The organism is Streptosporangium sp. NPDC000563, assembly GCF_040299985.1.
Classification (GTDB): domain Bacteria; phylum Actinomycetota; class Actinomycetes; order Streptosporangiales; family Streptosporangiaceae; genus Streptosporangium.
The window spans coordinates 243972-256398 of sequence record NZ_JBEPDA010000008.1 but is presented as its reverse complement, the minus strand read 5'-3'; the positions used below and the strand labels follow the sequence as shown (position 1 = coordinate 256398).

The 12427-nt window shown below is 70.7% G+C and carries 10 protein-coding genes; 3 read left to right on the top strand and 7 right to left on the bottom strand.

Translation table 11 applies throughout. The annotated features are described in order from the left end of the window. Positions 1 to 13: 13 nt before the first annotated feature. On the bottom strand, positions 14 to 967 hold the full coding sequence (locus ABT352_RS21125) for an aldose epimerase family protein (RefSeq protein WP_350946564.1): 954 nt from the start codon (positions 965 to 967) through the stop codon (positions 14 to 16). Further along, entirely contained in the window at positions 964 to 1935 is a 972-nt protein-coding gene (locus ABT352_RS21120; RefSeq protein WP_350946563.1) for a LacI family DNA-binding transcriptional regulator, read from the bottom strand. The genes ABT352_RS21125 and ABT352_RS21120 overlap by 4 nt, the downstream gene beginning before the upstream one ends. A gap of 263 nt (positions 1936 to 2198) precedes the next feature. On the opposite strand from ABT352_RS21120, the gene ABT352_RS21115 reads away from it, so the two are divergent. Together ABT352_RS21115 and ABT352_RS21110 are read left to right on the top strand one after the other, a co-directional pair. Next, entirely contained in the window at positions 2199 to 3290 is a 1092-nt protein-coding gene (locus ABT352_RS21115; protein ID WP_350946562.1) for a Gfo/Idh/MocA family protein, read from the top strand. A gap of 102 nt (positions 3291 to 3392) precedes the next feature. Then, entirely contained in the window at positions 3393 to 4730 is a 1338-nt protein-coding gene (locus ABT352_RS21110) for a pectate lyase family protein (RefSeq protein WP_350946561.1), read from the top strand. A 177-nt stretch (positions 4731 to 4907) separates the two neighbouring features. Here ABT352_RS21110 and ABT352_RS21105 read toward each other — a convergent pair whose 3' ends face one another. The 3 genes from ABT352_RS21105 to ABT352_RS21095 form a co-directional block, all read right to left on the bottom strand. Continuing rightward, the gene (locus tag ABT352_RS21105; RefSeq protein WP_350946560.1) at positions 4908 to 6377 is read right to left on the bottom strand and encodes an aldehyde dehydrogenase family protein; all 1470 of its coding nucleotides are present in this window, start codon (positions 6375 to 6377) and stop codon (positions 4908 to 4910) included. A 67-nt stretch (positions 6378 to 6444) separates the two neighbouring features. Beyond that, entirely contained in the window at positions 6445 to 7167 is a 723-nt protein-coding gene (locus ABT352_RS21100) for a hypothetical protein (protein WP_350946559.1), read from the bottom strand. A gap of 201 nt (positions 7168 to 7368) precedes the next feature. Next, complete coding sequence (locus ABT352_RS21095) at positions 7369 to 8313, bottom strand: alpha/beta fold hydrolase (protein WP_350946558.1); 945 nt, start codon at positions 8311 to 8313, stop codon at positions 7369 to 7371. 181 nt (positions 8314 to 8494) lie between these two features. On the opposite strand from ABT352_RS21095, the gene ABT352_RS21090 reads away from it, so the two are divergent. Then, a complete protein-coding gene (locus ABT352_RS21090; protein WP_350946557.1) occupies positions 8495 to 9610 on the top strand; it encodes a helix-turn-helix transcriptional regulator in 1116 nt (371 codons plus the stop codon). 29 nt (positions 9611 to 9639) lie between these two features. Here ABT352_RS21090 and ABT352_RS21085 read toward each other — a convergent pair whose 3' ends face one another. Together ABT352_RS21085 and ABT352_RS21080 are read right to left on the bottom strand one after the other, a co-directional pair. Further along, entirely contained in the window at positions 9640 to 11226 is a 1587-nt protein-coding gene (locus ABT352_RS21085; RefSeq protein ID WP_350946556.1) for an acyl-CoA synthetase, read from the bottom strand. 19 nt (positions 11227 to 11245) lie between these two features. Next, the gene (locus ABT352_RS21080; RefSeq protein ID WP_350946555.1) at positions 11246 to 12397 is read right to left on the bottom strand and encodes a thiolase family protein; all 1152 of its coding nucleotides are present in this window, start codon (positions 12395 to 12397) and stop codon (positions 11246 to 11248) included. Positions 12398 to 12427 lie beyond the last annotated feature (30 nt).

Here is a 12427-nt window from a genome sequence, read left to right as displayed (position 1 = left end):
GTCCCGGTGTCCGTCAGGTGAAGCGGTAGGTGGTGGTGGACTCGAACCGCTCGCCGGGACGCAGGACCGTCGAGGGGAAGCCGGGCTGGTTGGGCGAGTCGGGGAAGTGCTGGGTCTCCAGGCACAGGCCCGCGTGCTTCGCGTACGCGGTGGCGACGCCGTCCAGGAAGTTGCCCGTGTAGAACTGCACGCCCGGCTCGGTGGTGGTGACCTCCATCGTGAGCCCGCCCGCGGGTTCGCGGACCTCCATGCCACCGCGCAGGACGTAGCAGTGGTCGTAGCCGTCCCCGAGCAGCGGGTCGGCGATCCGCTCGCCGATCTCGCGCGGCGAGGTGAAGTCGAACGGGGTCCCGGCGACCGGGGCGATCTCCCCGGTCGGGATCTGCGTGGCGTCGACCGGCAGGTAGTGGTCGGCGTCGATACGGACCACGTGCTTGAGAACGTCGCCGCCCCCGGCGAGGTTGAAGTAGGAGTGGTTGGTGAGGTTCAGCACGGTCGGCGCGTCGGTGGCCGCGCGATAGTCCATCCGGATCGCGTCGGCGGTCAGCGTGTAGGTGACCGCGACGGTGAGCGTGCCGGGGTAGCCCTCCTCACCGTCCGGGCTCACGTACTCCAGGGTCACGGCGGTGTCCGAGGCGTGGGTGATCCGCCAGACCCGGGTGTCGAAGCCGTGCGGCCCGCCGTGCAGGCTGTTGGGGCCGTTGTTGATCGGCAGCTCGTGGTCGCGGCCGTCGAGGGTGAAGCGTCCGCCCGCGATGCGGTTGCCGTACCGGCCGACCACCGCGCCGAAGTAGCGGCTGCGCGTCAGGTAGTCGCCGAGGTCGTCGTAGCCGAGGACCACGTCGACGCCGGAGACCTCCAGCGACTGCAGGATCGCCCCGTAGCTGAGGATCGCGGCGCGCATCGGCCCGTTCGACAGCACGTGCCGTTCGACTCGCTCGCCCGACGGGGTGGTTCCGAAGCTCATTTGCGTGCCTCTCCGGTGGATTCACGGACGACCAGGCTGGTGTCCAGGGTGGCCAGGGTGGGGGTGGCGCCGGCGTCGAACGACTGCAGCAGCAGGTCCACGGCCATCCGCCCGGCGGCGGCCGTGGGCATGGCCACGGTGGTCAGTTTGGGGCGGTTCAGCCGCCCGGGAACGATGTCGTCGACGCCGACCACGCTGACCTCGTCCGGGACGCGTACGCCGCGTTCGTACAGGCCCTCGATGAGGCCGATGGCCACCAGGTCGTTGTAGGCGAGCACGCCCGTCACCCCGGCGGAGATCACCTCGGCGGCGACGGCGAGGCCGCCCTGCTCGGTGGGCGCGTTCGGGCCGAGGATCACCAGCTCGACGCCGTCCGTCGCGGTCGCGGCGGCGCGCATCTCACCGCTGGTCCACGAGCCGGCCGGCCCCAGGAGCAGGGCGATCCTGCGGTGGCCGAGCCGCATCAGGTGCTCGATCGCGAGGCGGGCGCCCTGGCCGACGTCCATCAGGATCGTCGGCATGCCTCTCACCCTGCGGTTCACGACCACGAACGGCACGTCGGCGCGGAGGCGCTCTATGACCCGGTTGGACAACCTGGGACTGCAGAGCAGGACCCCGTCGACCTGCTTGGCGAGCGTCTGGATCAGCTCCTCCTCGACCAGCGGGTCCTCGTCGGTGTCGGCCACGAACACGTGGTAGTCGCGGGCCCTCGCCTGCGCCTGGGCGGACTTGATCAGTGGCGGGAAGAACGGGTTGGAGATGTCGGCGACGATGAGGCCGATGTTGTGGGTCCTGCCGGTGGTGAGCGCCCGCGCGGCACGGTTGGGCCGGTAGCCGAGCTCCTCGGCGACGGCGAGCACGCGGTTGCGGGTCTCGGCGTTCACCAGGTGCGGTGCGGAGAAGGTGCGGGACACCGTCGAGACGTGCACTCCCGACGCCCGTGCCACATCCCTGATCGTCGCTGCCACCGTGCTCCTTCGCCCTGGCCCACCATGGGGCCTTGAAGCACATTAGTGCAAGCGGTTGCGCGACTGTCAACGCCGGGATCGAGCGGTCTGCCAAACGATATGTGAGGGCTCGCGTCGCCCTGGCGATAGGAAATCTCGAAAAACCCGCAGATGGGAAGCGTCTTACTAAATTGGGCCCTTGACGTTAATCGCGGATGTCATCAATGTTTCTTGCAACCGGTTGCAGGATGCCGGGGCCCGGGACCGCGATGGGAGATGGCGTAATGGAACCGGTTCGCGTGGTGCTCGCCGGAGCGCACGGGCACGGCTGGTGGCATCTGTCGAACGTGCGGCGGCTGGCCGAGGCCGGGCTGGTGAGGCTCGCCGGGGTGTGCGACGTGCGGCCGGTCGACGACCTGCCCGAGAGCGCGGAGTTCTCCGACGACCTGGTGGAGCTGGTCGGACGTACCGGCGCCGAGGTGACGATCCTGTGCACCCCCATTCACACCCACGCCGAGCTGGCGGAGAAGGCGCTGCGCGCCGGGTCGCACGTGCTGCTGGAGAAGCCGCCCGCCGCCACGTACGCCGACTACCTGCGGATCGTCGCGGTGGCCGGGGAGACAGGGCTCGCCTGCCAGGTGGGATTCCAGAGCCTGGGCTCCGAGGCGATCCCCGCGATCCGGCGGATGGTCGCCGAGGGAACGATCGGCAGGGTCACCGGGATCGGCGCGGCGGGCGCGTGGGAGCGCCCCTACTCCTACTACGACCGGGTGCCGTGGGCGGGCAGGCGCGAGGCCGGCGGCGCTCCCACGGGCGACGGCGTTCTCACCAACCCGCTCGCGCACGCCACCGCGACCGCGCTCGCCGTCTCCGGCGCGGCGGTGGAGAACGTCGAGGTCGAGCTCTACCGGGCCAACGCGATCGAGGCGGACGACACCTCGTGCGCGCGGATGCGGATGGACGACGGGACGACGGTGACGGTCGCGGCCTCGCTGTGCGCGGACCGGCGGCACGAGCCGTACCTCATCGTGCACGGCGAGAGGGGGCGGATCCGGCTGACCTACACCGAGGACCGGGTCGAGTTCGCGGGGACCTCGGTCGTCCACCCCAGGACCGACCTGCTGGAGAACCTCGTCGCCCACCTCCGCGACGGCGCCGAGCTGCTCGTACCGCTGGAGAGGACCGCGGGTTTCATGCGCGTCCTGGAGGCGGTACGGCTCGCGCCGGAGCCACTCGCCATACCGGACGTGTTCCAGGAGGTCGGCGACGAGCGCCGGGTGCTGCCCAGGATCGCCGAGGTGACGGCGGCGAGCGCGGAACGGCTCGCGCTCTACTCGGAACTGCGGGTGCCCTGGAGCGGACGTGCCCACCCCTGACCTGGGCGCGCCCGCTCCAGTATCCGGAAAAACCCCGGGGCCGTACGCGCCTTCCGCCCTGCCCCGCAGCGTCCCTCCCACCTGACCTCGTGAAGGAAGACCATGAAACGAGCCGTCGCGCTCACCGCCCTGCTGTCCCTGGCGGTCCTCTCCGCCCCTGCCGCGTCCGCCACCTCCTTGAGTACCGGCGCCCCCGAGACCACCACCCCGTCGGAGTCGGAGTCGAAGGCCGCCGGGCGCAGGCCGGACCTGGGCCGCCAGACCCTGCCCGCGAACGACGGCTGGGCCGCCGAGGGCTCCGGCACCACCGGTGGAGCCGCGGCGCCCGCGTCGAACGTGCACACCGTCTCCACCCGCACCGAACTGGCCACCGCGCTCGCCGCCCCCTCACCAAAGATCATCTATGTGAAGGGGACGATCGACACCGACAGGACCTGCGCCGACTACGCGACCGGCGGCTACACCCTGGAGGGCTATCTCGCCGCGTACGACCCGGCGGTGTGGGGCAGGGAGAGCGACCCCTCGGGCCCGCTGGAGGACGCGCGGGTCGCCTCGGCCGCGAGGCAGAGCGCGAACATCAGGCTCAAGGTCGGCTCCAACACCACCATCGTCGGCCTCGGCAAGAACGCGCGGATCCGCGGCGTGAACCTGCACGTCGACAAGGTCGACAACGTCATCATCCGCAACATCCTCTTCGATGACACCGCCGACTGCTTCCCCAAGTGGACCCCGACCGACGGCGCCGAGGGCAACTGGAACTCCCTGTACGACAACATCTCGGTGACCGGCTCGACGCACGTGTGGGTGGACCACAACACCTTCACCGACGGCGACAACCCGGACTCGAAGCAGCCGTTGCGTTTCGGCAGGCCCTACCAGGTGCACGACGGGCAGCTCGACATCACCCACGCCTCCGACTTCGTCACGGCCTCCTGGAACCGCTTCTCCGGCCACGACAAGACGATGCTGATCGGCTCCACCAACAACCCGGCGAACGACACGGGCAAGCTGAACGTCACCCTGCACCACAACCACTTCGAGAACGTGCTCCAGCGGCTCCCGCGCGTGCGCTTCGGCCAGGTGCACGTCTACAACAACTACTACGAGATCCCCGACGCCTCGACCTTCGAGTACGCCCTCGGCGTGGGCGTGCAGTCGCAGATCTTCGCCGAGAACAACCTCTTCCGGCTGAGCCGGGCGGTCGCCCCGTCGAGTCTCCTCTACGACTGGGGCGGCACCGCCCTCACCGCGCGGGGGAACCTGCTCCGCGTCGGGGGCAAGGTCTCCCCGGTCGACCTCGTCTCCGTCTACAACGCCGCCCACGACCCCGACCTCGGCGCGGACGCGGGCTGGACCCCGGCCCTGCACACCGGGATCGACCCGGCCTCGTCGGTGCAGCGTTCGGTCTCCCGGCACGCGGGGGTCGGCGAGATCGGCTGAGAACACGTCGGCCCGGCACCGCGGCCCCGGACGGCCCGTCGTTCACGAGCCGTCCGGTCCTCGGGTTCTCCCCCGGGCCGGTAGAGCCGGCCCGCCGAAGAGGCATCGGCGAGGCCGGTGGCGGGGCACGCCGCAACAGGGCGCCTCTCCGGCGGGTCCAGGGACCGGCGGGAGGCGTCAGGCGTGCCCCTCCACGAGGACTCCGTCGACCCGGCGGGGGATGCCGAGGGGGTTGTCGTCGCGCAGCTCCGGCGGCAGGAGCTCGGCGGGCCAGTCCTGGTAGGCGGTGGGCACCAGCCACCTGCGGATCGCGGCGGCGCCGACCGAGGTGTGGGCGGCGGCCGTGCTCGCGGGCCAGGGACCGCCGTGGTGCATCGCCCAGCGGACCGCCACCCCGGTCGGCCAGCCGTTCCAGATCAGCCGTCCCGCCTTCCCGAGCAGCACCTCGGCGCTCTCGCGCGCCTCGGCGGGGTCGGTCGCGTGGACCGTCGCGGTGAGCGAGCCGTCCAGCCGCTCCAGTACGGGTGGCAGGTCGGCGACATCGGCGTAGACGACCACGACGGCGGCCGGACCGAAGCACTCCTCCACGAGATCGGGCAGGTCGGCGGCGAACGTCGCCAGGTCGGTGACGAACACCTGCGGGGTCACCGCGAACGCCCCCTCACCCGGCTTCCCCTCGGCGAGCGGGGTGAGCCTGCCGAGCCTGGCCAGCCCGTGCTGGAAACCCCCCTGCATCCGCTCGGTGAGCATCGGCCCGCCCACGGTCTCGGAGACCGCCTTGGAGATGGACGCCAGGAGGTCGGCGTCGTCGGGGACGAACACCAGCCCGGGGTTGGTGCAGAACTGCCCGGTGCCGAGGGTGAGCGAGGCGGCGAACCCCTGGGCGAGGCCGTCGCGGGCGGCCGAGGGCAGCACGACGACGGGGTTGACGCTGCCCAGCTCGCCGTAGAACGGGATGGGGTCGGGCCGCTCGGCGATGAGCGCCTGGATCGCCTTGCCACCGGGGATGGAGCCGGTGAACCCGACGGCCGCGACGGACGGGTGCCGGGCGAGCCGCTTCCCCGCGTCGAGCCCGCGGACCAGACCGAGCAGCGCCGGGTCGGGCAGGGCGCCTCGGATGATCCGCCAGGACAGCTCCGACGTGCCGGGGTGCCCGTCGTGGGCCTTGACCACCACCGGGCATCCGGCGGCCAGCGCGGAGGCCGTGTCGCCGCCCGCGACCGAGAAGGCGAAGGGGAAGTTGCTCGCCGCGAAGACCCCGGCCACGCCGGGCAGCGGGTGGTTCATCCGCCGCAGGTCGGGGACCGGCGGCTGGGCCGTCGCGTGGTCGATCACCGCCTCCACGTGCCCGCCGTCCCGCAGCACCTGGGCGAAGAGCCGGAACTGACCGGCGGCCCGCGCCACCTCCCCGCGCAGCCTGGTCTCCCCGAGCGCGGTCTCCGCGTCGGCGGCCCGCCAGAGCTCCTCGACGCCTCCCTCCAGCGCCGCCGCCACCGCCTCCAGCGTCGCCGCCCGGTCCGCGGAACGCCAGGCGGGCCCGGCCGCGAGAGCCGCCGCAACGCTCGCGTCCACCTCGTCGTCCGAGGTGAGGGGGAAGGGATCTCCGAAGGACTCACCGGTCCTGGGGTCGATTGAGTGGATCACCACGAAAGCCTTTCCTCAGCGGAGCCTGCCACGCCAGGCTACCCGCCAACGGTAAGCGCTTTCCCTCGGATCAAGGGAGCACGGCCTCCCAGCGGGCGATCAGGGTCTTGCCTCCGGTGGTCACCGTCACGTTGTCCCCCGCCTTGCCCAGGGCGGTGCGTAGCGCTTTCGCCTCGTCTCCCCGGTAGGTCTCGGTGCCGAAGTTGCCGCCGGACGCGGCCTCGATCGGGGTGGTGATGCCCTCGGGCCAGGTCGCCTGCCGGATCGGCCTGGTGCTCGGGTCCTCGTACATCGTCACCGTGACCGGCGCGGTGGGATCGGGCGTGCCGGTGGCGCGGATCCGCGCGGTCAGTTTCGAGAGGCGCTCGGTCGCGCCGACGACCGGGGCGTCCTCCGCCGTCGGCGTCCCCTCCAGCCGGGTCTCGTGGGTCCTGCCGCCGGAGTCCACCACGGTGACGACGGCGAAGGGCTGGTCGGTCGCCCCTCCGGTACGGTCGAGCGTGCCCTCCCTCCCGGCCAGGGACTCGACCAGCCCGGCCCGCAGGTCGCGCAGCTCGGCCGCCGGGAGGGGGACGACGACCAGCTCTCCGTCACGCAGCGAGCCGGCCCGCCCGTCGGCGGTGACGCTCATGCTGTCGCCGCCCTCGCACGTCATCCCACCGCAGCTGACGTACCGGACGACGACGGCACCCGGCCGTTCCCCGGCCGGCGCGGTGGTCTCGACGGCGACGCCGGTGGTCCCCGAGCAGCCGACCACGAGGAGGAGCGGGACGACGGTCCGCAGAAAACGCATCACCTTCAGGAAACGGATCGCGGGCCGGAGCGGTTCACGCCCCACCGGGCCCGCGAGGAGTCCGGGTGCGGAAATCGGCGACGGAGACGATCACGATAGCTGTCGCGGACAACGACCGATTACCGGGGTCGCAGAGGTCACGTACGTCTTCGGTGTCGAGCGGACCGGCCACCTCCCGGATGTCGGCCTGTCATATCGCGGTCAGGTGGCGTCCTGCTGTTCCAGCCACTTCACAATCGCCTGGTTCGTTTCTTCCGGCTTCTCCTGCTGGATCCAGTGACCGCAGTCAAGGCTGACCACCTCCACGTTGGGCACGAACTCCGCCAGGTTCTCACCCCGTGCGACCAGATCCCTGTCGCCATAGATCATGAGTGCGGGCTGTCGGATGATCGGGTCCACATCCGCCAGCAGGTGCCAGTTGCGGTCGAGGTTCCTGTACCAGTTGATGCCGCCCGTGAATCCCGATGATTCGAAGGCGGAGACGAGGACGGCCAGTTCGCCGTCGCTCATGATGGGCTCACCGAGCGGTGTTTCCGCTCTGGCGAGATCGATCAGCGCCATGCCCTGCTGAGGCTCTCTGGGGGGCTCGTTCTTCCGGTAGATGTTGCGGAGGAACTGGAATGTGTTGTCTTCGAACACGGCGTCCGCGACGCCCGGCTGTCGATTGAAGTGAACGAAGTAGAAGTCGCCGCCGAGCATGTCCTCCATGGACTCGATCCAGGGCCTCTCTCCGCGCTCGGGGTAGGGCAGGCTCAGGTTGATCACCTTGTTCACACGGTCGGGGTGCAACAGGGTCAGTCCCCAGACGACGAACGCACCCCAGTCATGGCCGACGAAGACGGCGTCTTCGTATCCATAGTGGTCGAGGAGTGCGACGAGGTCACCCGACAGGTGTTCGATGTCGTAGTCCGTCACTTCGGCCGGGCGGGACGAGTTGCCGTAACCCCGCTGGTTCGGTGCGATGACGTGGTAGCCGGCGGCGGCGAGGACGGGCATCTGGTGCCGCCAGGAGAAGGCGTGCTCCGGCCAGCCGTGGCAGAGCACGATGGGTTTTCCCGCATTTTCTCGGCCCGCCTCGAAGACTTCGAGTTCCACACCGTTGACCGGAACAAGGGTGGGCTTGGGAAAATCGGTTGGATCGGGCATCGCGTTTCCTCTGTCTTTTCGGGGTGATCGGGCGACGAAGGTTCCCGGAGACGACGTCGGCGCACCCCTGACGGGCCGGGGGTGTTCGCCTGTGGTCGACCTCGTCGGTGAGGTGATGTCGCCATCCTGCCAACCGAAACCGGTCACCCCATGACCGGTTTTACGTGAAAGTGTTGTCGGCGTGCGAACCGACCGGCTGGTGGCCATCCTCCTCTTGCTGCAACGGCGCGAGCAGGTGACGGCGGCAGAGGTCGCCCGAGAGCTGGAGGTCTCCGAGCGCACCGCCCGCCGCGACCTCGACGCCCTGGCCATGGCCGGGGTGCCGGTGTACTCCATGCAGGGCCGAAGCGGCGGCTGGCGCCTCGTGGGCGGCGCCCGCACCGACCTGTCCGGGTTGACCGCGAGTGAGGCCCGCGCCCTGTTCCTGGTCGCCAGCCCGGTCTCGGCTGCGACGCCGGCCGTGAAAGCGGCTCTGCGCAAGCTCGTCCACGCCCTGCCGGAGCCCTTCCGGGGGCAGGCCGAGGCGGCGGCGTCGTCGTTGGTCATGGACCCGCAACGATGGGGGTCGAGCCGGGTCGAGCGCCGGCCACCTCGCTTCCTCGACGAACTCCAGGACGCGGTGATCCGCGGCGTCCAGGTGCGGCTCGGCTACGTCGACCGCGAAGGCAGCGAAACCGAGAGAACCGTCCACCCGCTGGGCATCGTCGCCAAAGGGCCGACGTGGTACCTCGTCACCGACACCGACGCCGGTCGGCGGACGTTCCGGATCGATCGCGTGTCATCCGTCGAGCCGACCGACGATCCCGTGCGCCGACCCGAGGGGTTCGACCTTGCCGAGAGCTGGAGGGAGATCGCCGACGAAGTCGACCGAAGGCGAACACCTCTCGAAATCCAGGCCGTGTGCACTCCCGAAGGGATCGGCAAGCTCCGGATGACGCTCGGGGACCGGCTTGAGGTTGGAGGTTCCACGGTCGACGGCCGCATCGAGGTCGTGATCCGCGGCTACAACGAGTACGCGCTCGCGGGCGAGCTCGCCGGACTGGTCGAATGGCTCGAAGTGACCGGCCCGCCTGGCGTGCGAGACCACCTCACCTTGATCGGCAACGCGCTCGTCGAGCGATACGGCCGAGACAGCCCCAGCGCCCCCCTGCTGAATCTTTCACCGCGGCCGCGCAGTGACCTCGTGTCCGGCCGGTCCACGCCTCGCCTCCGGCAGTACGACAGCCCAGCCCGTCCAGCGGCCCCCGGCGACGAACAGGGCGACGTCCTGACGGCCTCCGGCCAGGAGAGCCGGTGACGTGCGGGAGGGGTGACCCGGTGAAACCGTCAGGAACGGGCGGCCTCGGCGGTCGTCCTGGCCCAGCGGTAGTCGGCCTTGCCCGCCGGGGAGCGGACCATCTCGTCGACGAAGGCGAAGGTCCTGGGCACCTTGTAGCCGGAGATCTTCTCCCGGCAGTGGGCGTCGAGTTCCTCGGCCGTCGGCGCCGTGCCGGGACGCGGCTCGATCACCGCCGCGACGCGGGTGCCCCACCGCTCGTCCGGGATGCCGGTCACGACCGCGTCGAAGACCGCCGGGTGGCCCTTGAGCACCGCCTCGACCTCCTCGGGGAAGACCTTCTCCCCGCCGGTGTTGATGCACGCGGAGCCCCTGCCGAAGACCGCGATGGTGCCGTCCTCCTCGACCTTGGCCATGTCTCCGGTGAGCAGCCAGCGGACCCCGTCCTTGTCCGTCACGAAGGTGCGGGCCGTCTTGGCCTCGTCCTTGTAGTAGCCGGAGGCGATCCGGCCGCTCCTGGCCACGGTGCCCAGCTCGTCAGAGCCGGGCTTGACCGGTTCCAGCGACTCGTTGAGCACGGCGAGGCCGGCGTGCGGGTTCGCCTGGTAGCGCAGCCCGGACTCGGGGGAGGATCCGGGAACCGCCGAGGCGGTGTAGCCGGACTCGGTGGAGCCGAAGCTGTCGATGATCATCTTGCCGGGCAGCAGCTCCTCCAGCCGTTCGCGTACCGAACCGCTGAGGATCGCGCCGGTGGAGCTCAGTGCGAACAGCGAGGACAGGTCGTAGCCGCCGCCGGCGATCTCGTCGGCGAGCGGGCGGGCCATCGCGTCCCCGGTGATGTTGAGCGTGAGGACCCTCTCCCGCTCGATCGTCCGCAGCACCTCGGCCGCGTCGAACCTGCGGACGTAGGCGATCGTGCCGCCCATGCACCAGGTGATGAAGGTGCCCATCTGGGCGGCGCCGTGCATCAGCGGCGCCGCGGCCATCATGGTCATCTCGCCCGCGGCCGAGGCCGCTTCGATCACCTCGCCGGGGGTGGCGCGCGGCTCGCCGTAGGGGTTGCCGCCGCCGAAGGCGAAGAACAGATCCTCGGTACGCCACATCACGCCCTTGGGCATGCCGGTCGTGCCGCCGGTGTAGATGATGTAGAGGTCGTCGCCTGAGCGTTCGGGGAATCCGCGCGTCTCCGGCTGCCCGGCCAGCGCCTCCTCGTACGGCACCGCGCCCTCGACCTGGGACGGCCCTCCCACGGCGATCAGATGTCGCAGGGCGGGGGCGTCGGGGGCCGTGGCCGCCACCCGGGCGTCGAACTCCACGTCGAACAGCAGGGCGACGATGTCGGAGTCCCGGTAGAGATAGAGCAGCTCCGCCTCGACGTAGCGGTAGTTCACGTTGACCGGCACGGCGCGGATCTTGAGGGTGGCGAGCAGTCCCGCCACGTACTCGATGCCGTTGTAGAGGTGTATTCCGACGTGCTGCCCGGCGCGCACTCCCCTGCTCTCCAGGAAGTGGGCGAGCCGGTTGGCGTGCGCGTCCAGCTCGGCGTAGGTCACGCGGCGGTCGCCGCAGACGACGGCCGTGCGGTCCCCGATCGCGTCGGCGAGTCCTTCGAACAGATCCGCGTGGTTGAACTCCATTCGCACCCCTCCTGGGGGATCAGGGTTTGTCGCTGCCGACCATCCACATCGCGAAGAACTGCGCGCCGCCCCCGTAGGCGTGCCCGAGCGCCCGCCGGGCGCCGTCCACCTGGTGCTCCCCCGCCATCCCTCGCACCTGGAGCGCCGCCTCGGCGAACCGGATCAGCCCCGAGGCGCCGATCGGGTTGCTCGACAGCACACCGCCCGAGGCGTTCCACGGGATGTCGCCGTCCAGGGCGGTCGCTCCGGACTCGGTGAGCTTCCAGCCCTCCCCCTCGGCGGCGAAGCCGAGGTTCTCCAGCCACATCGGCTCGTACCAGGAGAAGGGCACGTACACCTCCGCCACGTCGATCTCCCTGCGCGGGTCCGTGATCCCGGCCTGCCGGTAGACGTCGGCCGCGCAGTCCTTGCCGCCCTGCGGGTTCACGGTGTCGCGACCGGCGCGGAAGATCGGCTCGGAGCGGGTCGCCGCGCCGAGCACCCAGGCTGGGGTGCTGTCGGTGAGCTTGTCCTGCGCGGCCAGCACCATCGCGCAGGCGCCGTCGGAGGACGGGCAGGTGTCGAGGTAGCGGATCGGCTCCCAGAGCATCGGGGTCGACTCGACCATCTTCCGGTCGATGCCGGGGATCCTCAGGTGGGCGTACGGGTTCTTCAGCGCGTTGCGCCGGTCCTTGACGGCCACCAGGTGGCCGATGTGCTCGGGGGCGCCGGAGCGGCGGATGTACTCGCGGATGTGCGGGGCGAAGTAGCCTCCCGCACCGACGACGAGCGAGGCGCTGAACGGCAGGTGGGTGGACAGGGCCCAGGTCGCGTTGGACTCCGACTGCTTCTCGAACGCCACCACCAGCACCCGGTCGTGCACGCCGCCCTGGATGAGCGAGGCGCCGACGAGCGCGGTGGACCCGCCGACCGAGCCCGCCGTGTGGACCCGCATCATCGGCTTGCCCGCGGCGCCCAGCGCGTCGGCGAGGTACGCCTCGGGCATCATCACGCCCTCGAACAGGTCGGGGGCCTTGCCGATGACGACCGCGTCGATGTCCTTCCAGGTCAGGCCCGCGTCCTGGAGCGCGCGCAGGGCCGCCTCGCGGACCAGCCCGGCGAGGGAGACGTCGCGTCGCTTGGTCGTGTAGTGGGTCTGGCCGACACCGATGACCGCGCAGGGGTTACCCATGGTCGCTCACCGTTCCTCGTTCGCCGTGCG

What these genes read in the sequence shown, in the direction of transcription:
- ABT352_RS21125 (WP_350946564.1), bottom strand. Translation starts at nt 967, where the DNA reads ATGAGCTTCGGAACCACCCCGTCGGGCGAGCGAGTCGAACGGCACGTG.
- ABT352_RS21115 (WP_350946562.1), top strand. Translation starts at nt 2,199, where the DNA reads ATGGAACCGGTTCGCGTGGTGCTCGCCGGAGCGCACGGGCACGGCTGG.
- ABT352_RS21110 (WP_350946561.1), top strand. Translation starts at nt 3,393, where the DNA reads ATGAAACGAGCCGTCGCGCTCACCGCCCTGCTGTCCCTGGCGGTCCTC.
- ABT352_RS21100 (WP_350946559.1), bottom strand. Translation starts at nt 7,167, where the DNA reads ATGCGTTTTCTGCGGACCGTCGTCCCGCTCCTCCTCGTGGTCGGCTGC.
- ABT352_RS21095 (WP_350946558.1), bottom strand. Translation starts at nt 8,313, where the DNA reads ATGCCCGATCCAACCGATTTTCCCAAGCCCACCCTTGTTCCGGTCAAC.
- ABT352_RS21085 (WP_350946556.1), bottom strand. Translation starts at nt 11,226, where the DNA reads ATGGAGTTCAACCACGCGGATCTGTTCGAAGGACTCGCCGACGCGATC.
- ABT352_RS21080 (WP_350946555.1), bottom strand. Translation starts at nt 12,397, where the DNA reads ATGGGTAACCCCTGCGCGGTCATCGGTGTCGGCCAGACCCACTACACG.